The organism is Leucobacter chromiisoli (genome assembly GCF_016522505.1).
Classification (GTDB): Bacteria; Actinomycetota; Actinomycetes; order Actinomycetales; family Microbacteriaceae; genus Leucobacter; species Leucobacter chromiisoli.
The window spans coordinates 14499-41447 of record NZ_JAEHOH010000020.1 but is presented as its reverse complement, the minus strand read 5'-3'; the positions used below and the strand labels follow the sequence as shown (position 1 = coordinate 41447).

Genomic DNA, 26949 nt, shown 5'->3' with positions numbered 1-26949 from the left:
TCTGCGCAGGTTGAATATCAAGCGAGCGGTTCGCCGAGCGGATCGTGCTCGGGGTGGCGGTGCACGGCGTGCGCGCGCAGGATCTCGATCGCGAGAGCGGTCTTGGCGCTCAGGGCGCTGCGCCGGGTCAGCACTCCGATGCCCATCGGCGAGACGCGATCGGTCAGCTCGACGGGGACCACCTCGGCCCCGTCTGCCGTGAGGTTCGTGCCCCACCGCTGGTTGAGGATCGAGAAGCCGAGGTCCGCGGCCACGAGCGCGCGGACGGAGTCGAGGCTCCTCGCCCGGATCTCGGCGGGGAGCGGCAGCCCCGCGCTGCGGAAGAGCTCGTGCGAGCGCCCCGCCGCGTACACGGCCTCGTAGTTCACCATCGTGAGCGTCGACAGCTCGGCGAGGCTCGTGGTGCCGCGCGCCGCGATCGCGGTTCCCGGCGCGACGATGGCGTAGGGCCAGACGGAGGCGAAGCGGTGGAACCTCAGCCGCGTCGGGAGCGACTGGTCGTAGACGAGCGCCAGGTCCAGCTCGCCGTCGTGCACGGCCTGCTGCAGCTCGTCCTGGTTGCCCTCCCTGATCGAGGGGCGCACTCCCGGGGCCCGGTCGCGCACCCCCGCGATGAGGCCCGGCACGTAGAAGGAGGTCAGGGGCAGGTGGCATCCGACCTGCAGATCCCCCTCGAGCTCCTCCCGGCCGCCCCTGGCCGCGTCCTCGAGCTCCCGCGACGCCTCGACGATCGCCCGGGCCCTGACGAGGAGATCGCGACCCGCCGGGGTGACCCCCACCCCCTTCGACCGGCGGCGCACCAGCAGCTCGACCCCGAGCCGCCGCTCGAGGTTGGCGACGGCGACCGAGAGGTTCGACTGCGAGGTGTGCAGCTGCTCAGCGGCGGCGCTGATGCTCTCGCAGGACGCCGCGGCGATGAAGCTCTCGAGCTGCATCAGGGTGATGTCGAGCCGGGACCCCATGTTCCTCACCTCATCGATTCCGTGAATGGACTACCACTCTTATATTCATTTGATCCAGATACTGCGCAACTGCAAAATTAGTCCAACTCGAGCCACGACGAAAGGTGGAGCCGAAATGTCCTCGAACGCCGACCTGCAGCGCCTGACGCTTTCACCGGCCTCCGGCCCCGAGATCCGCGGGCGGTTCATCGCGGGCATGGGCAAGGCCACGGCCTCGGTCACCCTGGTCACCACGGACGGCGGCGCCGGACGCTTCGGCCAGACCGTGACCGCCATGATGTCGGTCTCCGCCGACCCCCCGACGCTCGTGATCGGCCTGTTCCGGGGCGCGCCGGTGGCCGACGCGGTCCGCACGAACCGCTGCTTCGCGGTCAACGTGCTGTCGACGGCCAACGTGCCGATCGCCCGGGACTTCGCCGGGGCGTCGGGACCGGAGACGCGCTACAAGTTCGGGGAGGAGTGGGGCTTCATGCGCACGGGATCGCCCGTGCTGTCGACCGCCGCCGCCTCCTTCGACTGCCACGCCGAGCAGTTCCTCGTCGCGGGCAGTCACCTGCTCATCGTCGGCCGCGTGGTCGACGCGCGCGCGCAGGACCTCGAGACCCTCACCTACGGATCCCGCACCTACGGCGCCCACTCGCCGCTCGCGGACTGACCCACCCCTACGAATCGGAGACACCACGATGAAACAGCTCTACACCGCCCGCCAGAAGAAGTTCCTGGCCATGGCCGACCAGCTCGTCGAGCGGTTCCGCGACCGGGCCCCCGACAACGACGCGAACAACGCGTTCCCGCACGAGAACTACGACGACATGTGGGAGATCGGCCTGCTGAACCTCTCCGTACCCGAGGAACTGGGCGGTCACGGCGCGACGCTCTTCGAGGTGATCCCCGTGGTCGAGCGGATCGCCTCCGCCGACGCGGCGACCGCGCTCGCGGTGAACATGCACTTCACCCCGCTCGCGCAGTGGGCCGCGGTGTGGCGCAAGACGAAGAGTCCGCGCCTCGAGGGCCTGCTGCGCGAGGCCGCCGAGGGGAGGCTCATCTGGGCGGCCATCACCAGCGAGTTCGGCACGCCCAACCTCATGACCGACGCCCGCACGCGCGCAGAGCGGGTCGAGGGCGGCTACCGGGTGACGGGGCGCAAGAACTTCGGCACCAACTCCGCCGTGGCCACGCACGCCTCCACGACGGCCCGCTTCGAGGATCCCGAGCGGGGCCCGCAGCTGCTGATGATGAAGATCGACCTCGCCGACCCCAACATCACGATCCACCCCGTCTGGAACATGATGGGGATGCGCGCCACCCAGAGCAACGACCTCGAGTTCGACGGCGTGTTCGTCCCCGACGCCGACGTCGTGCACTCCTTCCCCGTCGGCCACCTCGACGCCACGGTCGCCGAGACCGTGTTCGGCTCCTCGCAGCCGGCGTTCGGCGCCGTCTACGTCGGCCTCGCCGTGGGCGCGTTGGACTGGGCGAAGCAGCAGGTGCGCCGCCGGGGCCTCGTCGACGACGCGCGCGCCCAGGACGCGATCGCCGACGCCGAGATCCTCATCGAGAGCGCCCGCGCGCTGATCTACCGCCACACCGCGCAGTTCGGCACGGACGACTACTACAACGAGTTCGGGCTGCAGGAGATCGTCGCGCAGAGCGCGCTCGTGAAGCACGTCTGCACGAAGAACGCGGTCGAGGCCTTCAGCCGGCTGATCGACGTCGTCGGCGGCGCCGCCTATGCGAAGTCGCTCCCCTTCGAACGCATGTGGCGCGACGTCCAGGCCGGCCTGTTCATGCCCGTGTCGTCGTTCGCCGCGCACGAGTTCATCGCCTCGAGCTCCCTCGGGCTCTCGATGGCTCCCGAGCACGGCAGCCTGCGCGTGGAGGCGTCCGCATGAGCGCGGCGGCCGGCGACGGGGTGCGCGCCCTCATCTGCATCGGAGTGCGCGATCCGTTCTTCGCGGCGGACGCCGAGGAGCGCAGGCTGGTGTTCGAGGCGACGAAGAGCGCGTTCGCGAATCTCGGCGAGCGGTTCGGCGTGCGGGTGATCGGCACCTTCGACGACGACACGCTGCAGGTCGGCCCGTCGTCGGCGGCGCCCTGGACCGCGTACATCCTGCTCGACGCCCCCGGCTACGACGAGGTGCGCGCGATCGCGAACATCATCAGGGAGACGCCCGTCGGCGAGCACCTCATGTGGCACTACTACAAGATCGAGGCCCGCATCGGCCGCGACCTGTTCTTCGGGACGGAGTAGGCGGTGGCGACGGAACAGCGGCGCTCCGCACTCGTGACCGGAGCGGCACAGGGGCTCGGCGAGGCCGTCGCGCGACGGCTGCACGCCGACGGCTTCAGGGTCGGGATCGCCGACATCAACGGGGAGGCGGCCTCGGCGCTCGCCGCCGAGCTGGACGCGACGGGCGAGACCGCCCGCGCCCTGGAGGTCGACGTCGCCGACGTCCGCTCGCTGCGGCGATGCTTCGCAGACCAGGAGGCGGCCTGGGGCGCGCCCGACGTCCTCGTGAACAACGCGGGCCGGACGGTGAAGCGATCCGTGTGGGAGATCGAGCCCGACGAGTGGGACGACGTCCTCGCGACGAACCTGCGCAGCTATCTGGTGCTCAGCCAGCTCGCCGGCTCCGCGATGCGCGAGCGGGGGTGGGGGCGCATCGTCAACATGTCCTCCTTCGCCGGGCAGCAGGGCGGCCTCGTGGCCGGCGCGCACTACGCCGCCTCCAAGGCCGGCGCCCTCGTGCTCACGAAGATCTTCGCGCGCGAGCTCGCCGACGCCGGGGTCACCGTCAACGCGGTGGCGCCCGCGGCGATCCGCACCCCCGCGATGGGAGGCGAGGAGGACGCCGCCGCGGTCGGGCGCACGATCCCCGTGGGCCGCGTCGGAACCAGCGAGGAGGTCGCCGCCGCGGTGGCGTACCTCGTCGGGCCCGACAGCGGCTTCGTCACGGGGGCCACGCTCGACGTCAACGGCGGCGTCTTCATGCGATGACCCGGGGCGCCCCGCGGGACCGGGCCGATACGCTGGGCGGTATGACGACGCCGGAGAGCCCGAGATACGGCCGCGGTCGCGACGCGCTCGTCCGCGCCACGATCGCGGTCGTGGCGCGTCGGGGCCTGCGGGGCATGACGTTCCGCTCCGTCGCCGAAGAGGCGGGGGTGCGCAACAGCCTCATCACCTACCACTTCGGCAACCGGGACGCCCTGCTCGTCGCCGCCGTCAAGACCGCCGTGGCCGAGTCCATCGACCGCAGCCTTCCGGGCGCCGGCGGGCGGGTCGACGACCTCGCACGCACGCTCGTGGCGGCGGTGCGCAGCGACCCCGACCTGCAGGCCTTCCACTACGAGGTGCTCCTGGAGTCGCGCCGCAACCCCCAGCTCGCGCCACTGGCCGAGCTGCTCTCCGAGGGCTACCTCGACGCGATCCGGGAGGTGCTGCGGGCCGAGGGGTACGAGCGGGTCGACGTGCTGGCCCGCCTCATCCACGTCGCCTTCGACGGCGCGGTGCTCCAGCAGCTGACCGCGCCGCAGCTCGCCCACACGGAGGAGGCGCTCGACCTCTTCGTGCGGCTGATCGAGACGCAGCGGCCGCGCTGACGGCGCTCGGCCCCGCCCGCGGAGCTCGGGGGCGGGGCCGAGCGCGTCCGGACCGACGCCGCCGGTCAGAGCACGACGGTCACGGTCTTCACCCGGGTGTTGGCGAGGATCCCCTCGGTGCCGAGCTCGCTCCCGATCCCGGAGTCCTTCCCGCCGCCCCAGGGCAGCTGCGGCATGAGCGGAGACCAGCCGTTGACGCCCACGGCGCCGGCCTGCAGCGCGGAGGACACCGCGTGCACGCGCCGCACGTCCCTCGTCCACATGGTCGCGGCCAGGGCGTACCTGCTGTCGTTCGCGAGTCGGATCACCTCGTCGTCGCTCTCGAAGGGGATGACCGTCGCGACGGGGCCGAAGATCTCCTCCCTCGCGATGCGCAGGTCGTTGTCGCCGGCGAAGACCGTGGGGTTCACGAAGAAGCCGGCCCCCTCGCGCCTGCCGCCGCCCGCCACCAGCCGGGCGCCCTCGGCCTCGCCCTGCTCGATGTACTCCTGCACCCGGTCGCGCTGCTTCGCGTTGACGAGCGGCCCCATGGTCGCCCTCGGGTCGAAGGGGTCGGCCACGACCTGCGACCGCACGGCCTGCTGCAGGCCGTCGAGCACGGCCTCGTAGACGCTCCGGTGCGCGAAGATGCGCGATCCCGCGGCGCACACCTGACCGGAGTTGACGAGGATGCCCGCGGCGGCTCCGCCGATCGCGGCCTCGAGGTCGGCGTCCTCGAAGACGATGTTGGGGCTCTTGCCGCCGAGCTCGAGGGTGGTGGGCTTGAAGGTCTCGGCGGAGTTGCGCAGGATGCGCCGGCCCACCTCGGTGGAGCCGGTGAAGGACACCTTGTCGACGCCCGGGTGCAGGGTCAGCGCCTCGCCCACGACGGAGCCCGGGCCGGAGAGCACCTGGACGACCCCGGGCGGGAAGCCGGCCTCGACGGCGAGCTTGCCGATGTGGAGGATCGGGAGCGAGGCGTCCTCCGCGGGCTTGACGATGATCGTGTTGCCGGTGGCCAGGGCGGGGGCGAGCTTCCAGCCGAGGATCATGATGGGCGAGTTCCACGGCACGATCGCGGCGATGACGCCCAGGGCCTCCCGCTGCGTGTAGGCGAAGGCGGGCCGGCCCATGTAGCCGTCGTTCGGGAGCGTCTCGCCGGTCAGCTTGTCGGCCCAGCCGGCGTAGTACCGCAGCGACGCGACGAAGTTGGGGATGTGCATCGCGAGGGAGGCGCCGGGGAGGCCGCCCATGTCGAGGGACTCCAGCGTCGCGAGGGTCTCGGCGTCCCGCTCGACGAGGTCGGCCAGGCGGTTCAGCAGCCGTCCCCTCACCGAGGGCGGCGTGGCCGCCCATTCGCCCTGGAAGGCTGCGCGTGCGGCTCGGACGGCACGGTCGGCGTCCGCGGCGTCGGCGCTCGCCACCTCGGTGAGCGCCTCCTCGGTCGCGGGGTTGATGCTCGTGAAGGTGCCGCCGCCTCCGGGGCGCCACTCGCCGTCGAGCAGCAGCTGGGTCGTGAATTCGGGGGTTGCGCTCATGGGTTCTCCTCGGTGGGATCGTTCATTCGGCGGTCGCCGCGGTCGCGGAGCCCTCGGGCCTGCGCGGCGCGTCGCGTCGCGGATCGACGGGCGCGGAGGCGCCCGCCCTCGAGACCGCGTCCTCGCGGTCGTCGACTGCGCCCAATCTATTGGTTTCGGTGACGGGGTTCATCGGGTGCGCGCGTTCGCGGGTGCTTCCGCGCGCGCCCGTTCTCCATACAACGGCTTCCGAGGGGGATCGCGGCCTCCTCGGTCCGCTGACAGAACCGCTCCGGCGTCGCCCGCGCGTTTCGCGGTGCCGGCGCATCGGGTCGCGGGTACGGTGGACACGCGGACGGGCCTCCGATGCGCGGAGCGGATCGGAGGCCGGCGAAGGAGCGATGATGACGGTTTCGGGCGGAACGGGGTGCAGCTGCGGGGCGCCCGCGCGGGCGGGAGCGCCCGGGGCGCCGCTCGGCGGCGACGGCGGGTCCGGCGGGTCCGGCCCCGCGGCCCGGGTCGAGCCGGCGCCTCAGGCGCGGCGGGCCCACTCGATCGAGCAGGCCCGGATCCCCGGCGGGTCGTTCGTCATGGGCGACTCCTCGGGCGACGGTCTGGCGGCCGACGGAGAGCTGCCGCTGCACCGGGTCGAGCTCGAGGGGTTCTCGATCGACGCGACGGCCGTCACCAACGCCGATTTCGCGCGGTTCGCGGAGGCGACCGGGTACGAGACCGAGGCGGAGCTGTTCGGGGTCTCGGCCGTGTTCCACCTCGCGGTGGCCGCTCCGCGCGAGGACATCACGGGCGCGGTGCCGGGCGCGCCGTGGTGGTACGGGGTGGCCGGCGCCGACTGGCGGCATCCGGGAGGGCGCCTGTCGTCGCTGGACGGCCTGGACGACCACCCCGTGGTGCACGTGAGCTGGAACGACGCCGCAGCCTACTGCCGGTGGGCCGGGCGGCGGCTGCCCACCGAGGCGGAGTGGGAGTACGCGGCCCGCGGGGGCCTCGCGGCGCGCAAGTACCCCTGGGGGGACGAGGAGCCCGACGCGGAGGGCGGGCCGACAGGCCAGGGATGGCGCGTCAACATCTGGCAGGGGGAGTTCCCCCGTCTCAACACCCGCGAGGACGGCTGGGCGACCACGGCTCCCGTGCGATCCTACGAGCCGAACGGGTACGGCCTCTGGCAGCCCGTGGGGAACGTCTGGGAGTGGTGCGCCGACTGGTTCGACGCCGCCTACTACCGGAGCTCGCCGGTGGCGGATCCCCCGGGGCCGGGGGAGGGCGCAACGCGGGTGCTGCGGGGCGGCAGCTACCTGTGCCACGTCTCGTACTGCAATCGCTATCGCAACTCGGCGCGCTCGCAGAACACCCCGGATTCGTCGATGGGCAACGCCGGGTTCCGCACGGTCGCGCTCGGCGGCGACCGCGCGCCGGCCTGACGGAGGGCGGTCGCGGCGCCCGATCGCAGCGCTCAGCCGCGCCGGCGGAAGCCGTCGAGCAGCGCGCGCAGGCTGGCGTCGATGCGCTCGGAGGCGGCGATGTCGGGCGTCAGGGCGGCGGTCACCTGCCATCCCGCGTTGTGCACGGAGACGCGGTCGACGGCGGCGTCGACGTCCAGCTCCGGATCCAGCTCGCCGTCCTCGCGGGCCTCGGCGAGGAAGCGGTGCATGAGGCCGCGCCACCGCAGCGTGTTCTTCCGGTTGATCTCCCTGATGCCCGGATCCTCCGACGCGTGATCCCAGAAGGCGAGGAGCACCCGGGTCGACGCGGTGCCGACGCTGCCGTAGGGGAGGATCTCGCTGCACATGCGGTGCAGGGCGGCGAGCCCGCGCAGATCCTCGATGCCCGCGGCGATGCGGTCGTTCGCGGCGACGGTGAGCTGGAGGAAGGCGGCCGTGAGCAGGCTCTGCTTGTTGGGGAAGTAGCGGGCGATGGCGCCGTGCGCGTACCCCGCCTCGGCGGCGACCTCGCGCATCGTCAGGCCGGCGAAACCGCAGCGCATGATGACGGCCGTCGCGGCCTCGGCGATGTGCCGGCGGCGCTCGTCGTGGTCGACGATCTTGGGCAAGGCTATCCTCCTCTTCGGTCCATCCTAGGAGCACGCGGCGGCCCGGCCGTCCCGCTCGCCGCGCCGGCCGGGGCGGCGAGTCCGGCCGCCGCCGGGCCCGCAGCCCCCGCCCGGTCCGCTCTCCGAACCGGCTCCCCGGCGGCGGGAATCGGCTCCAGCGCTGGCGGAGCGCCCGCTCGACGGCCGGGTGCGCGAGCGGCCGGGCGATCGGCGCGGGAGACGATTGCGGGGCGCGTGATCCCGCCCTATTATAAATCTCCAAGCGGTGACTAAAAGCGCCGCGCTCGCTCCTTCTCCCCGAAACCACACGACAACGGAGTCGCCCTGCCGGGCCGCTCGGGAAACGAGAGATCATGACGAACATCCGATTCCGCCGTGCCACGACGGCGGTCGCCGCAGCGGCGGCCCTCGCACTGTCCGCCTGCTCGGGACAGCCGGGCGAGCAGGCCCCCTCCGCGGACGGGGGCGCCGGAGAACCGCAGACGCTGCAGGTCGCGGCGACCGGCGTCGTCTCCGACGGCTCCCTGCTCACGGGGGTGGAGGAAGGCTTCTTCGAGGACGAGGGTCTGCAGGTGGAGACGTCGATCGTCGCGAACCCGGCCGCGGGCCTCGCCGCGGTGCAGAGCGGGCAGGTCGACGTCGCCTTCGCCCCCAGCGTCCCGGTGATGAACGCGCTCTCGGGAGGCGTCCCCCTGACGATCGTCGCGGCGGCCGACGGCTACGTCGACGGCGCCTCGGAAGCGGAGGACCCGTCGGTCTACGACGACTCGGGGCTCTACGCCAGTCGGGCGAGCGGCATCACGGACGTCTCGCAGCTGGAGGGCCGGACCGTCGCCGTCCCGGCTCGCAAGGCCATGTTCGAGGTCGCGATCGCCGACGAGCTCAGCCGCGCCGGAGTCGACCCGGACTCGGTGGAGTGGGTGACGCTCGACTTCGCCTCCACCGTCTCCGCCCTCGAGAGCGGCAAGGTCGACGCCGCGAGCGTGGTGACGCCCTTCACGGTCGAGGCGGAGCAGGTCGGCGCCGTGCGCATCGCCTCCGCAGCGGTCGGCCTCTTCGAGGAGGGCGCCGTCGGGCTGTGGGTGACCGGCGACTCGGTCGCGAAGGACCGGGCCGAGGCCATCGAGGCGTTCCAGCGCGCGATCGTCAGATCGAACGAGTTCGCCAACGAGAACAACGACGTCGCCGTGGCCGCCGGGCTCGAGTTCAGCGGCTCGGATCTCGACGTGGCCGACGTGAAGTCGCCCTACTGGCCGACCGAGCTGCGCCGCGCCGACCTCGACCGCATCAACGAGAAGCTGGTGCGGCTCGGCTTCCTGGAGCAGGGCGTGGACCTCGACGGGAAGATCCTCGGGGACGGGTCGAGATGAGGCGGTCCCGCATCCTGCAGTACGCCCTCGGCGGTCTCGGGGTCGCGGCGTCGCTCGGGGCGTGGCAGATCGTCGCAACGGCCCCGGGCGCGACCGGGAGCGCCCTGCCCCCGGCGAGCGCGGCGCTCGCCGCCGCCGCCGGGCTGCTCGGCACCGCCGCGCTCTGGCAGGCGATCGGCGCCACGCTGCTCATGGCCCTCGGCGGGCTCGTGCTCGCGGTGGTGCTGGGCGTCGCCCTGGGCATCGGAGTCGGCGTGTCGCCCCTCGCCCTGCATGCGACCCGCGTGCCGTTCGAGTTCCTCAAGCCGATCCCGCCGATCGTCGTGCTGCCCATCGCCGTGCTGGTGCTCGGGCCCACCGTCGACATGGGCGTCTTCCTGGTCTTCTTCGGCTGCTTCGTGGCGATCGCGGTGCAGACCGCGGCCGGCGTGTTCGACACCGATCCCGTCGCCCGCGCCACCGCGCGGTCCTTCGGGATGGGGCGCGGCGAGATCCTCTGCCGGATCGTGCTGCCCAGTGCGCTGCCCTACATCGGCACAGCCGTGCGGGTGTGCGCCCCGACGGCGCTCATCGTGGCCGTCGTCGCCGGTCTGCTCGGAGGCGGACCCGGTCTCGGCCAGAGCCTCCTGCTCGCCCAGATCGGGGGCGATCGCGAGGCGCTGTTCGCGAACGTCCTGATCCTCGGGGCCCTCGGCCTGATCGTGCAGGGCCTGAGCCAGTGGGGCGAGCGCTCGCTGCTGCACTGGCACCCGCAGTACCGGAAGGAGGCGCACTGACATGACGCTCACCTCGAGCATCCCGCTCCGCACGCGCACGGCCCGCAGACAGCGCCGCAGCGGCCTGCCCAAGGGCGTGCTCATCGGCGTCGAGCTCGCGGTGCCCGTCGCGCTCGTCGCGGTGTGGTGGTTCGCCTCGGCCTCGTCCACCAACGCCTTCTTCCCGCCGCTGCGCGTCATCCTCGAGCGCCTGGTCCAACTGCTGGGCACGCCGCGCTTCATCGCGGACGTCGCCTCCTCCGTCGGCAACCTCGCGCTCTCGTTCGCACTGGCCTGCCTGATCGGCCTCGTGCTGGGAGCGGCGCTCGGCCTCGTGCGCCCGCTGTCGTGGCTCCTCGAGCCCACCCTGCACTTCTTCCGGGCGATCCCGCCCGTCGCCCTCGTCCCGATCTTCGTCTCGCTCATCGGCTTCGGCAACGAGACCCGCATCCTCTCGATCACGATCGCCTCGGTCTTCCCGGTGCTGATCTCGACCATCGACGGCATCCGCGGCGCGGACCCCACGCTCGGCATGGTGGGGCGCGTGTACCGACTGAGCGGCTCCGAGCGGCTCCTCCAGGTCGTGCTGCCCGCCGCGGGTCCGCGCATCCTCTCGGGCGTCCAGGTCAGCCTCATCACCGCGTTCGTGGTGATGATCGCCAGCGAGATGCTGGGATCCTCGACGGGCCTGGGGGCCGCGACGCTGCTCGCGCAGCAGTCCTTCGCCATCGCCGACATGTGGGCGGGGATCCTGCTGCTCGGCGTGATCGGATACCTCTCGACCGCGCTGTTCACCGTCTTCCGGCGCCGCGTGCTGCGCTGGTACATCGCCTCCCAGGAGCAGGAGAAGAACTCATGACCACCACCCTCGCCCCCGCGCCCGCCCGTCTCAGCGTGCGCGGGCTCGCCAAGAGCTACTCGACGGGGGCGGCGGAGATCCCCGTCATCGCCGACCTCACCTTCGACGTCCACGCCGCCGAGATCGTCTGCGTCGTCGGCCCCTCCGGCATCGGCAAGACGACGCTGCTGAAGTGCCTCACCGGTCTGCAGAGCATCAGCGCCGGGGACGCCCTCATCGACGGCCGCCCGATCGAGGGGCCGCCCCAGGAGATGGCGCTGGTGTTCCAGGAGTACACGCGCTCGCTCATGCCCTGGCTCACCGTCGGGAAGAACGTCGCCCTGCCGTTGAAGCACCTGCGGTTGCCGCGGGACGAACGGGAGGGGCGCGTCGCCTCCGCGCTGCAGGCGGTGGGGCTCGGCGAGGTCGCGGGCAAGCACCCCTGGCAGCTCTCGGGCGGCATGCAGCAGCGCGTCGCGATCGCCCGCGCCATCGCCTACCGGCCCGAGGTGCTCGTGATGGACGAGCCGTTCGCGTCGGTGGACGCGCAGACGCGCTTCGAGCTCGAGGATCTGTGCCTGCGCATCCGCGAGGAGTTCGGCATGACCATCGTCGTCGTCACCCACGACATCGACGAGGCCGTGTACCTCTCCGACCGGGTCGTCGTGCTGGGGGAACGGCCGGCGCGCGTGACGCGCACCATCGAGATCGCCTTCGACGGCGCGCGGGACCAACTGGTCACGCGGTCGCTGCCGGAGTTCTCGGCCCGACGCACCGAGATCCTCGAACTCATCAGGGGGACGAGGTGACGGCGCCGCCCTTCGCCCGCGGCTACGAGGGGTTCGGCGGGCGGGCGTCGGAGTTCGTCTCCGACGCGGAGCCCTGGTGGCGCCCCGGGGCCCCGACCCCTCCCGGGGCCCCGAACATCGTGGTGATGCTCGTCGACGACCTGGGGTTCAGCGACCTCGGCCCCTTCGGCAGCGAGATCGACACGCCGCACATCGACGCGCTGGCCGCGGGCGGCTGGGTCTTCACCAACTACCGCACGGCGCCCATGTGCTCTCCGGCGAGGGCCTCGCTGCTCACCGGTCTGAACCCCCACCGCGCGGGGTTCGGCTTCGTCGCCCACACCGACCCGGGCTATCCCGGTTTCGCGGGAGAGCTGCCCGCGGGGGCGCCGACGCTCGCCGAGTCGCTGCGCGCCGCCGGATACGCGACGTTCATGGTGGGCAAGTGGCACCTGACGGTCGAATCGCGACTGCACGACGGCGCCGAGAAGAGCTCGTGGCCGCTGCAGCGCGGCTTCGACCGCTACTTCGGGAGCATGGACGGCTTCACCTCGCTGCACCACCCCCATCGGCTCGTCCGCGACAACTCGGTGGTCGACGTCCCCGAGTTCCCCGACGGCTACTTCCTCACGGATCAGCTGACCGACGAGGCCCTGTCGATGATCGATCAGCTGCGGGCCAGCGACCGGGAACGCCCCTTCCTGCTCTACTACGCGCACACCTCCGTCCACGGCCCGATCCAGGCGAAGGAGGCGGACATCTCCCGATTCCGCGGACGCTACGAGGCGGGCTGGAACGCCGTGCGCGAGGAGCGCTTCGCCCGTCAGCGCGAGCTCGGCATCGTGCCGGAGAACGCGGAGCTGCCGACGGGGGCCATCGCCGACGACGACCGCATCCCGAGCTGGGATCGCCTGAGCGACGAGGATCGAGCGCTGTTCGCGCGCCACATGGAGGTCTACGCCGCGGCCGTCTCCGAGGTCGACGAGAGCGTCGGGCGGCTGCTCGCGCACCTGGAGCTGCTGGGGGAGCGGGAGAACACGATCGTCGTGCTCACCAGCGACAACGGCGGCACCGCGGAGGGCGGGCCCCGCGGCACGCGCAGCTACTTCGCCCAGTTCGCCCAGATCGCCGGCCTCTCCGAGGACTGGGTGCGCGACGTCCCGCGGGAGATCGCGGCGATCGGCGGCCCTCAGGTGTTCAGCCAGTATCCCGCGGGCTGGGCGCGGGTCTCGAACACGCCCTTCCGCTCCTTCAAGTCGTCGACCTACGAGGGGGGCGTGCACGCGCCGCTCGTGATGTCGTGGCCCGCCGCTCCTCAGCGCCTGCGCGGGCTGCGGGATCAGTTCGTGTTCGTCTCCGACCTCACGCCGACGCTCCTCGACCTCGCCGGGGTGCCGGCGCTGACCGAGCGGTGCGGGCTCGCCGCCGAGGAGTTCGACGGTGCGAGCATCGCGGGGGTGCTGGGCGACCCCGACGCGCCGGGACGCGATCTGCAGCACTTCGAGTGCCTGGGCTCGCGGGCCCTCGTCGAGGGGGAGTGGAAGGCGGTCGCCCCCGAGCCGCCGGACCGCGAGGAGGGCGCGGCCGGCGGCCGATGGGAGCTCTACCACCTCGCTGAGGACCCGACCGAGGCGAGCGACCGCGCCGCGGAGCTGCCCGAGCGGACCCGGCGCCTCGCCGAGCGCTGGCGGAGCGAGGCCTGGCGCAACACGGTCTTCCCCCTCGACGACGACGGCACGATGCACCGCACGCGTCCCGAGACGGAGCTCGCGCTCGCCGAGCCCGTCTCGCTGCCGCCCTACGGGCCTCCGCTCGAGCGCTACCGCTCGGCGCAGCTCACGGTGCTGAAGTCGTTCGAGATGGAGATCGACGTGCTCGTGGGCGAGGGGGCGGAGGGGGTGCTCGTGGCCCACGGCGATCAGGGCGGCGGCTACCTGGCGGCCCTCGACGGCGGCGTCCCGCTCCTCTCCTACAACGCCTACGGCGCGATGCACCGGGATCGCGCGGCGGCAGCGCTCCCGTCCGGGGAGCAGCGCCTCCGTCTGGCGGTGGAGGAGCTCGACGGGCTGCGCTGCCGCGTGCTCCTCGAGCACGACGGCCGGGCCGTCGCCGAGATCGCCGAGGTGCCGATGCTCATGGGGATGGCGCCGTTCACCGGCATCAGCGTCGGCTACGACTACGGCAGCCCCGTCGACTGGGACCTGCGCGAGCGGAGGGGCCCGTTCCGGTTCGGAGGAGGGGTGCTGCGCGGAGTGCGGGTCGTGCCGGGTGCGCGCTCGGCGTACGATCCGTCGATCATCCGCGCGGTCGGGCGCGCCGCCGCCGTGCTCGCCGACTGACGGAGCGCCGCCGGTCGGCGGGCGGCCGGTCCGGTGACAGAACCGGTGCGTTGAATCTTCGCGTCCCCGCGTCGAACCTCGGTGTGGGGCCCCGCCGATCCAGGGACGGGGGCCACCCATCTCCGCGGTGCGAGAACGGGAGCGGCGACGGAGCCGCTTGCAGAAAAGGAATGCAGACTATGACCAACGACTCGACCACGACCCGTGCCCCGCAGACCGGGCTGAAGAAGAACGCCGTGGGGGTGTTCGACATCGTGTTCTTCGTCCTCTCGGCGCAGGCGCCGCTCACCGGGATCGTGGGGGTGTCGGCGATCGCCATCGCGCTGGGCAACGGCGCCGGGTTCCCCCCGACCTACGTCGTGGTGGGCCTCGTCATGCTGGTCTTCTCCGTGGGATTCACGACGATGACTCGCTACGTGCCGAGCCACGGAGGGTTCTCCTCCCTCGTCGAGGCGGGCCTCGGGTACCGTGCGGGGGTCGTGTCGGCGTGGCTGGCCCTGCTCACCTACAGCGGCATCCAGGCGGCGATGTACGGGCTCGTCAGCGTCACGACGTCGGGCATGCTGCAGGAGTTCTTCGGCATCGGGGTGCCGTGGTGGGCGATCTTCGCGGTGACGCTCGTCGTCATCCTGATCCTCGGCGAGAGGAACGTGAAGATGGGCGCGAACGTGCTGATCGTGCTCGTCGCGCTCGAGGTGCTGATCCTCGTCGCCTTCGCCGTGGGCGTCTTCGTCGGCGACCACGCCGCAGAGGGGATCGACGTCGCGGCGAGCTTCAGCCCGCAGGCCTTCATGACCGGGGCTCCCGGCATCGCGATCATGTTCGCCATCGCCTCGATGTTCGGCTTCGAGTCGACGACCCTCTACGCGGCGGAGGCCAAGGATGCGAAGCGCACGGTGCCCCGCGCCACCTACATCTCCGTGGCCTTCATCTCGCTGCTCCTCACCTTCCTCATCTGGACGGTCGTGGTCTACTACGGCCCCTCGCAGGTGATGGGCGCGGCCGTCGAGGCGATCCAGGGCGATCCCGCCGGGTTCGTCACGGCCCCGCTCAGCGCGGTGCTCGGTCCCTGGGCCGCCCCGGTGGCCAGCGTACTCCTCGTCACCTCCCTCATCGCCGCGCTCCTCGCGTTCCACAACATCATCAATCGCTACCTGCACTCGATGGCCCGGCGCGGGATCCTGCCTCGTGGCCTGGCGCGGACCAATCGCTTCCAGGCGCCGGGGACGGCCGCCCGGGTACAGACCGTACTGGCCTTCCTGACGGTGACGCCGTTCGCGCTGCTCGGACTCCACCCGATGACCACGCTCTTCGGCTGGCTGTCGGGGCTCGGAGTGGCCGCCCTCGTGACGCTCTACGTGGTCACCTCTCTCGCGATCTTCGCCTTCTTCCGCAGGACGCGGGCCGACCGCCGGCCCTGGAACACCGTCGTCATGCCGCTGCTGTCCGCGGTGCTCATGGCCGGGTTCCTGGCCCTGATCGTGGTGAACTTCGACGTTCTCGCTGACGCGGACGTCGCGACGTCGGTGATCATCCTCGGGATCGTGCCCATCGTCGCGCTCGTCGGATGGGCGCTGGCGGGGTGGACCGCCGGAACGTCGGAGCGGGCGCTCGCCCTCGAGGAGGAGGCGGTGGCCGAGGCCGAGCGGCAGCCGGAGCACCAGCGGGGCTAACGGCGGGCGGCTGGCCTGCTGGGCGAACCGGCGCTACTATATGTCAGGTTCGGCCGCATAGCATCGCATCACCGCCGGTGGGGATGCGCCGCCGGCATCCGTCCCCGGGCGTCACCGCCGGGCATGCATTCCCAACGAGGAGAATCCATGGGCACCGAAGAGGCTCTCGTCGATCGCGTCGACGCGTCCGGCTCCCGGGGGAGCGCCCCGCCTCGACGGTACGGGACGGGCGGGGGGAAATCGGCGATCGCCTACCGCGAGCTCGTCGACCTCGCCCTCGAGAAGGATCCGGCCGAGAAGATCCGTCTCGCGGCATCGGCGTTCCTGCGCACCACGGTCTTCGCCGGCCTGGCGGTCACGTACCGCCCGCACGACGACCGCGGGCACCGCTTCGTCTTCGCGCAGGGGTACGAGGACGCCGCGCTCATGCATCTGCGCAGCACGTTCGTGACCGCCGACCCGATGTACCGCCGGGTGGTCGCGGATTCGGCCGTGCTCACGTGGCGCGGCGGGCAGTTCGCGCAGGGCAGCGCGGCGCGCATGTGGCTGACCCCGGCGGGCTATCGGAACGGGTTCTCGCTGCCGGTGCTGCACGCGCAGCTGGGGGAGATCGGCTCGATCCACGCCAACTCCTACGCATCGGACTTCGGCGATCAGCAGCTCGAGGCGGCGGAGGCCTTCTCGGCCTTCCTCGGCGTCGTGCTCTCGCAGAAGGCCGCGCAGGACGGTGTGCGGCTCACGCCCAGGGAGCTGCACGTCGTGCGGCTCGTCGCCGAGGGCGCGAGCAACCCCGAGATCGCGGAGCAGCTGTGCGTGTCGCGCCGCACCGTGGCGACCCACGTCGAGAACATCCTGCGCAAGCTCGGCACGCGCTCCCGCGTCGGCATCGCCATGGAGGGCGCGCGGCTCGGCCTGATCTGAGCGCCGCCGCGATCGGCCTGTGCTGAGCGCCGCCCCGCGCGGCCTCGTGCGGCCTCGTGCGGACCCATGCGGCCGCGATCCGTGCGGTGCGGGCGCCACCGCGACCCGTGCGATGCGGCCGCGGCTGCGACCCGTGCGGTGCGGGTTCGGCCGCGACCGTCGGAAAGATCGGCCATCTGACCGATGGATCTCGCTCCGCGGATATGGGGTGATAGGTACCTGGACCGTCCAGCGGGGAGGTCCCGCGATCGCCGGCAGAGCAGCCCACGCGATTCCGGCCTCCGCCGTCCGACACGACGGTCGTGCATCGTACTCAGGAGGAATCACATGCGGACTCAACGTTTGCTCGCCGCGGCCGGTGCGGCCGCGCTCGCCCTGTCGCTCGGGGCCTGCAGCTCGCAGGAAGCCGCCGGCGCCCCGGAGAGCGGGGGCGATGGCAAGGGCGCCATCGCCTGGAGCTTCCCGTCGCAGGACGTCGCGGTCTGGGCGGACCAGCTCGTGTTCATGGAGCCCATCATCGAGGAGGCCGGGTACGAGTTCCTCACCCACGATCCCGGCTTCGACGCGCAGAAGCAGGTCAACGACTGGCAGGCCTGGATCGCGAGGGGCGACGTCAAGGCCATGGGCGGCTTCCCGCTCGACGCCAACCTCGTCGCCGGGGTGACGACCGAGGCGGAGACCGCCGGCATCCCGCTGGTCGGCTACATCATCGAGTGGCCCGGCGTCGCAGCCTCCACCCTCACCCCCGCCTACGAGGGCGGCGTCGAGCTCGGCAAGGCGGCGGGGGAGTGGATCGTCGAGAACTACGACTCCGAGAACGTGGGCGTCGCGATCCTCGGTGACTTCGGCAACCCGTACGGCCAGGAGCAGGCGCGCGGCTACCGCGACGGCCTGGCGGAGACCGACGCGAACGTCACCGTGGCGGACCTCCAGACCCTCGACCGCAACGAGGGGCACGCCAACATGCAGAGCCAGCTGACCGCCGACCCGGACACGCGCGTCGTGCTGAGCGCGGGAGCGGACATGGGCCTCGGCGCTCGTCAGGCGATCGTCGACTCCGGCGTCTCGCAGGACGATCCGGAGTGGTTCATCGGCGCGACGGACGCCACCGACGAGGTGCTCGACCTCATCGCGACGGGCGACGACATCTGGCGGACGGCCTTCGTCTCGAAGACCTCGGAGCTGGCGGAGAGCAACGCCCAGCTGCTCATCGACGCGGCCGAGGGGCGGTCCGTGGAGACCACGACGGTCCCGGCCACGGAGATCACGCCGGACAACGTCGACGAGTTCCGCTCCCCGACGAAGTAGCGGGCGGCGGAGAGCAAGCTGGGATCGGAGCGCAACGTGCAGCGAATCGCCTTCCGGGGCATCACGGTGGACTTCGGCGCGACGCGGGCGCTCGACGATGTCGAGTTCGCGATCGCTCCGGGGGAGGTGGTGGGTCTCCTCGGGCACAACGGCGCCGGGAAGTCGACGCTCGTCGGCGTGGCCGCGGGCGTGCTCCGCCCGACGTCGGGGTCCTTCGAGCTCGAGGGCGAGACCGTCGAGCACGCGACGCCGCACGCGCTGAGCGCGCGCGGTCTCACCGTCGTCAACCAGGAGCCCGCGCTGGTGGGCAGCCTGTCGATCCACGACAACCTCTTCCTGGGGCGCGCGGGCATCGCGCGCCGGGAGCGGCCGGAGCGCGCGCGCGACGCCCTGACGCGCGTCGGGCTGGGGCACGTGCCGCCCGGCACGCTGGTCGCGGAGCTGTCGATCGGCGAGCGCCAGCTCGTCGACCTCGCCCGCGGCCTCGTCGTCGGCGACGTGAAGGTGCTCTTCCTGGACGAGCCCACCGCGGCGCTCGGCGCGGCGGAGACGGAGAACCTGCACAGCCTCATCCGCGAGTTCTCGGATGCGGGGACCGCCGTCGTCTACGTCTCCCATCGCCTGCCCGACATCCTGGACGTGTGCACGCGCGCCGTCGTGCTCAACGGCGGCCGGGTCGTCCGCGACACCCCGACCGACACCCTCACCGTGGCGGAGCTCTCGCACGCGCTGGCCCCCGGATTCTCCGAGCTGGAGGCGCACACCGCCGTGCAGTCGGAGGAGGTCGCCCTGGAGATCGACGGTCCGAGCCGCATGCGCTTCCGCCGCGGCGAGATCGTGGGCCTGTTCGGCATGGCGGCGGGCAACCAGTTCAAGCTCATGGAGTCGCTGTTCGGATGGCGTCAGCACGCGGTCACGGAGCGCTTCAGCTACTCCCTCGAGGGGAGCGGCTTCGCCCCGGCCTCGCCCCGCGCCGCGATCCGCTCGGGCGTGATGATGGTGCCGGCCGATCGCGAGCGCGACGGCCTGCTGACGAATCTCAGCGCGCGGGAGAACGTGCTGCTGCCGTGGTTCCGCAGGCTCGCCCGCGCGGGGGCCGTGATGCCCTCCACGGGAGGCGCGGAGTACGAGAGGTCGCGCGAGGAGATGCGGGTGCACGGCCCAGAGGGCTCGGCGCCGATCGGCGCCTTCAGCGGCGGCAACCGCCAGAAGCACCTCCTCTCGCGGTGGATCTATCCCTACCGGCCGCGAGTGCTCCTGCTCAACCAACCCACCCAGGGCGTCGACATCGGCGCCAAGAACGACATCGTGCGCGCGCTGCGAGGGCTCGCCGAGAGCGGCGTGACCATCGTCGTCGCATCCTCCGAATCGGACGAGATCGCGCGGATGTGCTCGCGTGCGTACGTGATCTACGACACCGCCGTGTCGGAGATCGGATCCGGTCCGCAGATGGAGGAGCACCTCCTCGGCAGCCTGCTCGACCTCGCAGGAAGGTAATCACTCGACTCATGGCACAGAACCCGTCCAACCGCTTCTCCGCGGAGCGCATCCGGCTCCTGCTCGTGCAGAACGGCGTGCTCTTCGCGGTCATCGCGCTCGTCGTCTTCTTCGCGGCGGCGAGCCCGCGCTTCCTCAGCGGGCCGAACCTGCTGACGATCCTGCTGCAGATCTCCGAGCTCGGCCTGCTCGCCCTTCCGGTGGCGTTCCTCATCATGCAGGCCAACGTCGACCTGTCGGTGGGGTCGGCCGCGGCGCTTGCATCGGTCGGCGGAGCGCTGACCATGGCGGCCACCGGCTCGATGTGGCCGGGCATCCTCGTCGCCCTGGCCATCGGGGCGTCCACCGGCCTGATCAACGGCGTGCTCGTGTCGATCATGGGCCTGAACTCCTTCGTCGTCACCCTCGGGTTCATGAGCGCCTGGTTCGGCCTGGCCCAGCTGCTCAGCAACGGCCGCTCAATCAGCGGGCTCCCCGCCGAGTTCACCTCGATCGGATCCTTCTCCGTGTTCGGCATCCGCATCCAGATCATCGTCCTCGTCATCGGCGTCGTCGCCGCCTGGTGGATCCTCAACCACACGACCCGCGGCCGCGAGATCCTCGCGATCGGCGGCAACATGCGGGCCTCCCAGCTCATGGGCCTGAAGGTGAACAGCATCCGGGTCTCGACCTACGTCGCCGCCGGGGTCGTCGCGGGCCTCGTCGGCCTCATGCTGACCGCGAAGCTCGGGGCCGCCAGCCCGATCATCGGGCAGGGGTGGGAGCTGCAGGCGCTGACCGTGGTGCTGCTGGGCGGCATCGCCTTCGAGGGCGGGGCGGGGCGGATCCGCAGCGTGCTGTACGGCCTCGTGTTCGTCGGCGTGCTGAACAACGGCCTCGTGATCCTCGGCGTCTCGCCGTACGTGCAGACGATGCTCGTGGGCCTCACGCTCGTCGTGGCGGTGGGGCTGGATCGCGGGATCCAGCAGGCCGTCAGCCGCTCCATCGCCCAGAGCGCGCGTCGCCGTCAGCGCCGCGAGAGCGCTCTCGCACGCGCAGAGGCCGGGCGGTAGTCCGGTGGCCGCGGATCTCATCCTGCGCGATGCGCGCATCTTCACGGCGGATCGGCAGGCGCCCTGGGCCGAGGCGCTCGCCGTCTCGGACGGCACGATCGTCTTCGTCGGCTCCTCGGAGGCGGCCCTGGCGCACCGCGGGAACGCGACGGAGGTCCGCTCCCTGGGCGGGGCGTTCGTCATGCCGGGGATTGTCGACGGGCACAACCACCCGGCGCTCGCCGGGCGCACCGCCCTCTTCGAGCTCGCGCTGCCGGAGGGCCTCGGCTACGAGGAGCTGCTGGGGCTCGTCCGCGAGCGCGCGGCCCAGCTCGCACCCGGCGCCTGGATCGTCGGGGCCGGCTGGCCCGTCGGCATGCTGGACCGGCTCAGCACCTCCGAGGCGCTGCGGGACTTCGACGAGGCGAGCGGCGGCCATCCCGCCGTGCTCGTCGACGACAGCCGGCACAACCGCTGGGCGAACAGCGCGGCGATGGAGATCGCGGGGGTGCCGGACGGCGCCGGCGTGCTCCGCGACGCCGAGGGGCGCGCGACCGGCGTGCTGCTCGAGCGGGCCGGCCTGCCGGTCGCCTTCGCCGCGGCCCGCGAGGACGGCCTCTCGGACGAGCAGGAGCGGGAGGCCTACCGGCACAGCCTGGAGATCCTGCACGGCTACGGCATCACGGCGTTCCAGGACGCGGGCGCGACGCCGGAGATCCTGCGCGCCCTCCACGGCCTCGACGCCGCCGGCCGGCTGGAGGCGTGGGTGGTCACGTCCCTGCTGATGAACGACGAGGTGCTCGGCGCCGAGGTGGTGGGAGCCCCGCTCCTCGACCGGGCGGAGGCCTATCGCTCGACGCATCACCGCCCGGACTTCGTGAAGATCTTCCTCGACGGGATCCCTCCCGCGCGGACGGCCGCCATGCTCGAACCGTACCTCGAGGACGCGCACCACGGCTGCGGCTTCTGCGGCTCGACGATCCTCACGCCCGACGAGCTGTCCGAGGCGCTGCGGGCGGCCGCGGATCGCGGTCTCGGCGCCAAGATCCACAGCACGGGCGACGCGACGACCCGGCTGATCCTCGACACCGTCGAGCGCCTCCGGGAGGAGGGGCGGAGCATCCGGTGCCAGGTCGCGCACGGCCAGTACGTGGCGGAGACCGATGTCCCGCGCTTCGCGGAGCTCGACGTCGCGGCCGACATCTCGCCCTACGTCTGGTACCCCGGCCCGGTGCCCGACGCCATCAAGACCGCGGTGCCGGCCGAGCGGGCCGAGCGCATCCACCCCAATCGCGACCTCGTCGACGCCGGCGTCCTCGTCTCGGCGGGGTCCGACTGGCCGGTCAGCCCGGTGCCGAACCCGTGGCAGGCGCTCGCGGGGCTCGTCACGCGCCGCGACCCCACCGGCCAGTACCCCGGCGAGCTGTGGCCCGAGCAGGCGCTGTCGCTCGAGGAGGCGCTGGAGGTGCTCACCGTCAACGGAGCGAGGATGATCGGGGTCGACGACGTCACGGGGACCCTGACCCCCGGGCGGTCCGCCGACTTCATCCTGCTCGACCGCGACCCGTTCTCTCTGGACGTCGCGGAGCTCGGCTCCCTCGCGGTGACGGAGACCTGGTTCGCGGGCCGACGGGTGTTCGCGCGCTGAGACCCCGTCAGAGCAGGCGCAGCTCCTCCTCGATCGCCCGCGCCGTCTCCAGCGCGAGCGGCAGGTGGTGCGTGCGGAGACGCTCGACGGAGTCCCGCGTCGCGCTCGTCGAGACGTTGAACGCCGCGGCGACCCGCTCCGCGCGATCCCGCACGGGGACGGCCACCGAGCGCAGCCCGGCCTCCAGCTCGCCGTCGACGATCGCCCAGCCCTGCTCGCGGACCCGCGCGAGCTCGCGCAGCAGCGCCTCCCGGTCGACGATCGTGCGCTCCGTGAGCGGCGTCGGCGGGTGCTGCGAGAGCACCGCGGAGAGCTCCTCCTCGGGCAGCGCCGCGAGGAGGACCCGCCCCATGCTCGTCGCGTGCGCGGGGAAGGTCGTGCCGATCGTGATCCCCACGGTCATGATGCGCCGCGTCGGAACGCGGGCGATGTAGACGATCTCGCCGCCGGAGAGCACCGCTGCGGACACGGACTCGTGCACCTCCCGGGAGAGCCGCTCGAGATGGGCCTGCATCGCCTCCGGCAGCGTCAGTGCCGACAGATAGCTGAAACCCAGCTCGAGCACGCGCGGCGTGAGCGAGAACAGGCGCCCGTCCGAGCGGACGTAGCCGAGCGCCTCGAGGGTTCGCAGGAATCTGCGGGCCGCCGCGGCGGGGATCCCGGCGCGGCGCGCCGCTTCGCTGAGGCTGAGCTCCGCGTGCTCGGCGTCGAACGCGCGGATCACCGCGATGCCGCGGGCCAGCGACTGCACGAAATCGGGGTGGGCGCCGCCGGATGCGCCCGGACCGGATGTCGCCGCGTCCGATCCGCCCGCGTCCGATGCCGCTCCGCCGTGCCCGTCCGCGTTCGCACCGCCGTGCCCGTTCCTCGTCTCGCTCACGCACTCACCCTACTGGGCGACCGGGCGCCCAGGCCGAGACGCGAGTTCCCGGGAGGCTCTTCCCGCAGAGCCCCAGGGGGGATAGTATCTTCGCTATACGAAAAATCTTTCGTATAGCGAATGTTCGGCAGCTCTGCTGCCGCGGCCGGAGGAGGCGCCGATGATCGACAAAGAAGTCCCATCCGTGCGAGAGGCGGTGGAGGGGATCCCGGATGGCGCGACCGTGATGATCGGCGGCTTCGGCCGCGCGGGTCAGCCGGTCGAGCTCATCGCGGCTCTGATCGAGCAGGGCGCCCGCGACCTCACGATCGTGAACAACAACGCCGGGAACGGCGACGTCGGACTCGCCGCGCTGCTCGCCGAGCGCCGGGTGCGCAGGATCATCTGCTCCTTCCCGCGCCAGTCGGATTCGTGGGTCTTCGACGGGCTCTACCGCGAGGGCGCGATCGAGCTCGAGCTCGTTCCCCAGGGCAACCTCGCCGAGCGCATCCGCGCGGCGGGGGCCGGCATCGGCGGGTTCTTCACGCCCACGGGCGTCGGCACGCGGCTCGCGGAGGGCAAGGAGACGCGGGAGATCGGGGGCAGGGTCTACGCCCTCGAGTACCCCATCACGGCCGATTTCGCGCTCATCAGCGCCCGCCGCGCGGATCGGTGGGGCAACCTCGTGTATCGCGAGACCGCGCGCAACTTCGGGCCGATCATGGCGTCGGCGGCGAGCACCACCATCGTGCAGGTGGACGAGGTCGTCGAACTCGGCGCCATCGACCCCGAGGTCGTCGTCACCCCCGGCGTCTTCGTCGATCGCGTCGTCGCGGTGGGCGAGCGGCGGTGGCTGCGCGAGGGGGAGTTCGTCGGGGGCGTGGATCTGGAGGGCAACCCGCTCTCGGGCGGCGACGGGGAGGAACGGCGATGACCGGCGGGATCAGCAGGCAGGGGCTCGCGGCCCGCATCGCCGCGGACATCCCCGAGGGGTCGATCGTGAACCTCGGGATCGGGGCGCCGACGCTCGTCGCGAACTATCTCCCCGCGGGGCAGGAGATCATCCTGCACACGGAGAACGGCATGCTCGGCATGGGGCCCGCGCCCGAGGAGGGGCGGGTGGACCCCGATCTCATCAATGCGGGCAAGCAGGCGGTCACCGCGCTCGCCGGCGCGGCCTACTTCCACCACGCCGACTCCTTCGGCATGATGCGCGGCGGGCACCTCGACGTGTGCGTGCTCGGCGCCTTCCAGGTGGCCGAGAACGGCGACCTCGCGAACTGGTCGACGGGTGCGCCGGGGGCCATACCCGCCGTCGGCGGCGCGATGGACCTCGCGATCGGCGCCAAGCACGTCTACGTGATGACCGACCTGCTGACGAAGCAGGGGGAGTCGAAGCTCGTGGCCGAGTGCTCGTACCCGCTCACCGGAGTGGGCTGCGTGTCGCGCGTCTACACCGACCGCGCCGTGTTCGATGTGACCCCGGCCGGCTTCGCGGTGCGCGAGCTGCTCGGCGACAGCACGCTCGAGCAGCTCCGCGAGCTGACGGGTCTCGCCCTGACCGATGCGACTGCGGAGGTGCCCGCATGACCTCCACGTTCGTCTACGACGCGGTGCGGACCCCGTTCGGACGTGCCGCGGGAGGGCTCTCGGGCGTTCGGCCGGACGATCTCGCGGCCGTGGTGATGCGCGCCGCGGTCGAGCGCGCGGGGATCGACCCCGCTCGGATCGCCGACGTGATCTTCGGAGACGCCAACCAGGCGGGGGAGGACAATCGCAACGTCGCCCGCTTCGGCGCGCTGCTCGCGGGATTCCCGACCTCGGTCACGGGGGTGACGGTGAACCGCCTCTGCGCCTCGTCGGTCGAGGCGGTCATCCAGGGCGCGCGCGCCATCGAGTCCGGGGACGCGGATGTGATCCTCGCCGGCGGCGTCGAGTCGATGAGCCGCGCACCGTTCGTGGTCGAGAAGTCGGCCAGGCCGTGGCCCGCCGTCGGCAATCAGACCCTGTGGAACACCTCGATCGGCTGGCGGATGGTGAACCGCGCACTGCCGGGGCACTGGACGATCTCGAACGGCGAGGCCGCCGAGAAGGTCGCCCGTGAGCGCGGCATCACCCGCGAGGAGCAGGACGCGTTCGCCGCGCGCTCGCACCGGCTGGCCGCCGATGCCTGGGCGGAGGGCAGGTACGACGCCGAGATCGTGCAGGTGCCGGGGGCGGAGCTCGCGCGCGACGAGGGGATCCGCGACGGTACCTCGCCGGAGAAGCTGGCGGGCCTCGCGCCGCTGTTCGCCCCTCCCGGGGAGGGAACGGTGACCGCCGGCAACGCGTCGTCGATCAACGACGGCGCATCGGCGGTGCTGCTCGGCGGCGAGGGGGCGCTCGACGCGGAGCCGCTCGCCCGCATCGCCGGGAGGGCGGCGCACGGCGTCGACCCCGATGATTTCCCCATCGCGCCCGTCGAGGCGGCGAACGCGGCGCTGGCGCGGGCCGGGAGGACCTGGGCGGACGTCGACTTCGTGGAGCTCAACGAGGCGTTCGCGTCGCAGACGCTCGCGTGCCTCCGGGGCTGGCCGGAGCTCGACCCCGAGCGGCTGAACGTTCACGGCGGGGCGATCGCGATCGGACACCCGCTCGGGGCCTCGGGGGGCCGGATCATCGGCCACGCCGCGCACGAGCTGCGGCGGCGCGGCGGCGGGGTCGCCGTGGCGACGATCTGCATCGGCGTCGGCCAGGGCCTCGCCGTCGTGCTCGAGCGGTGAGCGAGCGCGAGAACGACATCGGCCCCGGCTCGAAAGCCGGGGCCGATCCTGGGGTGGACGACGGGACTTGAACCCGCGACCACCGGCACCACAAGCCGGTGCTCTACCAACTGAGCTACGCCCACCATGCTGACCAGGCGAGACGCGCTCGCGAGGCAACCCCACAATCATAGCCCATGAACAGGGGCGCTCCAAACGGGGCGGTGAACGCCGGGCGCGTCACTCCGAGGGGGTCGCGGAGGCGGAGTCCACGGCCGGCTCCCCGATCCCGACCGAGCCGTCCCCGGCCGCGGGATCCTCCACCCCGGCGCCCTGGATCAGGGCGTCGTAGCGGGAGCCGATCGTCGCCGCGAGCTGCGCGGCCGCGTGCTTGTCGGGGCCCCGTCCCGCGACGAGCACGGCCTCGCGGAAATAGGCCAGCTCCTGGATCGACTCGGCGATGTCCGCGAGCGCCCGGTGCCCCCCGCGCTTCTCGGGCGCGCCGAAGTAGGCGGCGGGATACCACCGCCGGCTCAGCTCCTTGACCGTCGAGACGTCGATGCTGCGGTAGTGCAGGCGCTCCTCGAGCGCGGGCATGTACTTGGCGATGAAGCGGCGATCCATCCCGATCGTGTTGCCCGCCACGAGGGGGCGGCGCCCGGCGGTCACGAAGCGCTTCAGGTAGGCCAGCACCTGCTCCTCGGCGTCGGCGACGGAGACCCCCGCCTCGATGCGGGGCAGGAGGCCGGAGGTCTCGTGCATCTTGCGCACGAAGTCGCTCATGTGGTCCATCGCCTCGGTCCCGGGATCGATGACGACGTCGAAGCCGGCATCGAGGGGGGTCAGCTCGAAGTCGGTGACGATCACGGCGATCTCGCAGAGGCCGTCGCGGTCGACGTCGAGCCCCGTCATCTCGCAGTCGATCCAGACGATCTGCTCGGCGGGGGTGTTCGACACTGGCTGCTCCTCGGCTCGGGTGACGGGCGGCCCGGGATCCCGGATCGCCAGACCGTCAGTCTAGCGCCGGCTCGGGCCGGCGGTGACCGCGCGAG

26 protein-coding genes and 1 tRNA gene are annotated in these 26949 nt (G+C 72.2%); 20 read left to right on the top strand and 7 right to left on the bottom strand.

The window, feature by feature from the left end:
- Window positions 1–17: 17 nt before the first annotated feature.
- A complete protein-coding gene (locus JD276_RS13380) occupies window positions 18–962 on the bottom strand; it encodes a LysR family transcriptional regulator (RefSeq protein WP_200116162.1) in 945 nt (314 codons plus the stop codon).
- 115 nt (window positions 963–1077) lie between these two features.
- On the opposite strand from JD276_RS13380, the gene JD276_RS13375 reads away from it, so the two are divergent.
- Genes JD276_RS13375 through JD276_RS13355 form a run of 5 tightly spaced genes read left to right on the top strand, consistent with a single transcriptional unit; the run spans window position 1078 to window position 4565 of the window.
- Window positions 1078–1617 carry a flavin reductase family protein gene (locus JD276_RS13375; protein WP_200116161.1) on the top strand — a complete coding sequence of 180 codons (540 nt, stop codon included), beginning with the start codon at window positions 1078–1080 and terminating at the stop codon, window positions 1615–1617.
- 28 nt (window positions 1618–1645) lie between these two features.
- Window positions 1646–2854, top strand: a complete 1209-nt coding sequence (locus tag JD276_RS13370) for an acyl-CoA dehydrogenase family protein (protein WP_200116160.1) — start codon at window positions 1646–1648, stop codon at window positions 2852–2854.
- Window positions 2851–3213: a hypothetical protein gene (locus tag JD276_RS13365; RefSeq protein ID WP_200116159.1), complete on the top strand. Its 363-nt coding sequence runs from the start codon at window positions 2851–2853 to the stop codon at window positions 3211–3213. Before JD276_RS13370 ends, JD276_RS13365 begins: the two co-directional genes overlap by 4 nt.
- A 3-nt stretch (window positions 3214–3216) precedes the next feature.
- Complete coding sequence (locus tag JD276_RS13360) at window positions 3217–3960, top strand: SDR family NAD(P)-dependent oxidoreductase (RefSeq protein WP_200116158.1); 744 nt, start codon at window positions 3217–3219, stop codon at window positions 3958–3960.
- Between the two features lie 41 nt (window positions 3961–4001).
- Window positions 4002–4565 carry a TetR/AcrR family transcriptional regulator gene (locus JD276_RS13355; RefSeq protein WP_200116157.1) on the top strand — a complete coding sequence of 188 codons (564 nt, stop codon included), beginning with the start codon at window positions 4002–4004 and terminating at the stop codon, window positions 4563–4565.
- A gap of 65 nt (window positions 4566–4630) precedes the next feature.
- On the opposite strand, the gene JD276_RS13350 is transcribed toward JD276_RS13355, so the two are convergent.
- The gene (locus JD276_RS13350) at window positions 4631–6082 is read right to left on the bottom strand and encodes an aldehyde dehydrogenase family protein (RefSeq protein ID WP_200116156.1); all 1452 of its coding nucleotides are present in this window, start codon (window positions 6080–6082) and stop codon (window positions 4631–4633) included.
- A 22-nt stretch (window positions 6083–6104) separates the two neighbouring features.
- Window positions 6105–6254 (bottom strand): hypothetical protein, encoded by a 150-nt coding sequence (locus JD276_RS13345; protein ID WP_200116155.1) that lies wholly within the window; start codon window positions 6252–6254, stop codon window positions 6105–6107.
- A gap of 208 nt (window positions 6255–6462) precedes the next feature.
- Between JD276_RS13345 and JD276_RS13340 the strand changes: the two genes are divergently transcribed.
- Entirely contained in the window at window positions 6463–7500 is a 1038-nt protein-coding gene (locus JD276_RS13340) for a formylglycine-generating enzyme family protein (RefSeq protein WP_443673899.1), read from the top strand.
- Between the two features lie 32 nt (window positions 7501–7532).
- Here JD276_RS13340 and JD276_RS13335 read toward each other — a convergent pair whose 3' ends face one another.
- A complete protein-coding gene (locus JD276_RS13335; protein WP_200116154.1) occupies window positions 7533–8129 on the bottom strand; it encodes a TetR/AcrR family transcriptional regulator in 597 nt (198 codons plus the stop codon).
- 353 nt (window positions 8130–8482) lie between these two features.
- Here JD276_RS13335 and JD276_RS13330 point away from each other — a divergent pair, with 353 nt between their 5' ends.
- The 11 genes from JD276_RS13330 to JD276_RS13280 all read left to right on the top strand — a co-directional run bounded on the left by JD276_RS13330 (window position 8483) and on the right by JD276_RS13280 (window position 22297).
- Window positions 8483–9499 carry an ABC transporter substrate-binding protein gene (locus tag JD276_RS13330; RefSeq protein ID WP_200116153.1) on the top strand — a complete coding sequence of 339 codons (1017 nt, stop codon included), beginning with the start codon at window positions 8483–8485 and terminating at the stop codon, window positions 9497–9499.
- Window positions 9496–10275: an ABC transporter permease gene (locus JD276_RS13325; RefSeq protein WP_200116152.1), complete on the top strand. Its 780-nt coding sequence runs from the start codon at window positions 9496–9498 to the stop codon at window positions 10273–10275. The genes JD276_RS13330 and JD276_RS13325 overlap by 4 nt, the downstream gene beginning before the upstream one ends.
- A 1-nt stretch (window position 10276) precedes the next feature.
- Window positions 10277–11113 (top strand): ABC transporter permease, encoded by an 837-nt coding sequence (locus JD276_RS13320; protein ID WP_200116151.1) that lies wholly within the window; start codon window positions 10277–10279, stop codon window positions 11111–11113.
- Entirely contained in the window at window positions 11110–11901 is a 792-nt protein-coding gene (locus tag JD276_RS13315) for an ABC transporter ATP-binding protein (protein WP_200116150.1), read from the top strand. The genes JD276_RS13320 and JD276_RS13315 overlap by 4 nt, the downstream gene beginning before the upstream one ends.
- A complete protein-coding gene (locus JD276_RS13310) occupies window positions 11898–14219 on the top strand; it encodes an arylsulfatase (protein WP_200116149.1) in 2322 nt (773 codons plus the stop codon). The genes JD276_RS13315 and JD276_RS13310 overlap by 4 nt, the downstream gene beginning before the upstream one ends.
- A gap of 179 nt (window positions 14220–14398) precedes the next feature.
- Window positions 14399–15892, top strand: a complete 1494-nt coding sequence (locus JD276_RS13305) for an APC family permease (RefSeq protein ID WP_200116148.1) — start codon at window positions 14399–14401, stop codon at window positions 15890–15892.
- 147 nt (window positions 15893–16039) lie between these two features.
- Window positions 16040–16813 carry a helix-turn-helix transcriptional regulator gene (locus JD276_RS16010; protein WP_233615716.1) on the top strand — a complete coding sequence of 258 codons (774 nt, stop codon included), beginning with the start codon at window positions 16040–16042 and terminating at the stop codon, window positions 16811–16813.
- Window positions 16814–17140: 327 nt separating this feature from the next.
- Window positions 17141–18121, top strand: a complete 981-nt coding sequence (locus JD276_RS13295) for a sugar ABC transporter substrate-binding protein (RefSeq protein WP_200116147.1) — start codon at window positions 17141–17143, stop codon at window positions 18119–18121.
- A 36-nt stretch (window positions 18122–18157) separates the two neighbouring features.
- On the top strand, window positions 18158–19618 hold the full coding sequence (locus JD276_RS13290; RefSeq protein WP_200116146.1) for an ATP-binding cassette domain-containing protein: 1461 nt from the start codon (window positions 18158–18160) through the stop codon (window positions 19616–19618).
- 11 nt (window positions 19619–19629) lie between these two features.
- The gene (locus JD276_RS13285; RefSeq protein WP_200116145.1) at window positions 19630–20670 is read left to right on the top strand and encodes an ABC transporter permease; all 1041 of its coding nucleotides are present in this window, start codon (window positions 19630–19632) and stop codon (window positions 20668–20670) included.
- 4 nt (window positions 20671–20674) lie between these two features.
- A complete protein-coding gene (locus JD276_RS13280; RefSeq protein WP_200116144.1) occupies window positions 20675–22297 on the top strand; it encodes an amidohydrolase in 1623 nt (540 codons plus the stop codon).
- Window positions 22298–22304: 7 nt separating this feature from the next.
- Here JD276_RS13280 and JD276_RS13275 read toward each other — a convergent pair whose 3' ends face one another.
- Complete coding sequence (locus JD276_RS13275; RefSeq protein WP_200116211.1) at window positions 22305–23048, bottom strand: IclR family transcriptional regulator domain-containing protein; 744 nt, start codon at window positions 23046–23048, stop codon at window positions 22305–22307.
- A 289-nt stretch (window positions 23049–23337) separates the two neighbouring features.
- Here JD276_RS13275 and JD276_RS13270 point away from each other — a divergent pair, with 289 nt between their 5' ends.
- From JD276_RS13270 to JD276_RS13260, 3 genes are read left to right on the top strand one after another with little or no spacing between them, the layout of a single operon-like run.
- Entirely contained in the window at window positions 23338–24090 is a 753-nt protein-coding gene (locus tag JD276_RS13270; protein ID WP_200116143.1) for a 3-oxoacid CoA-transferase subunit A, read from the top strand.
- Window positions 24087–24746 carry a 3-oxoacid CoA-transferase subunit B gene (locus JD276_RS13265; RefSeq protein WP_200116142.1) on the top strand — a complete coding sequence of 220 codons (660 nt, stop codon included), beginning with the start codon at window positions 24087–24089 and terminating at the stop codon, window positions 24744–24746. Before JD276_RS13270 ends, JD276_RS13265 begins: the two co-directional genes overlap by 4 nt.
- Window positions 24743–25918: a thiolase family protein gene (locus tag JD276_RS13260; RefSeq protein ID WP_200116141.1), complete on the top strand. Its 1176-nt coding sequence runs from the start codon at window positions 24743–24745 to the stop codon at window positions 25916–25918. Before JD276_RS13265 ends, JD276_RS13260 begins: the two co-directional genes overlap by 4 nt.
- A gap of 49 nt (window positions 25919–25967) precedes the next feature.
- On the opposite strand, the gene JD276_RS13255 is transcribed toward JD276_RS13260, so the two are convergent.
- Together JD276_RS13255 and orn are read right to left on the bottom strand one after the other, a co-directional pair.
- Window positions 25968–26043: transfer RNA gene (locus JD276_RS13255), tRNA-His, on the bottom strand.
- Between the two features lie 94 nt (window positions 26044–26137).
- Window positions 26138–26854: an oligoribonuclease gene (orn, locus tag JD276_RS13250; RefSeq protein WP_200116140.1), complete on the bottom strand. Its 717-nt coding sequence runs from the start codon at window positions 26852–26854 to the stop codon at window positions 26138–26140.
- Window positions 26855–26949 lie beyond the last annotated feature (95 nt).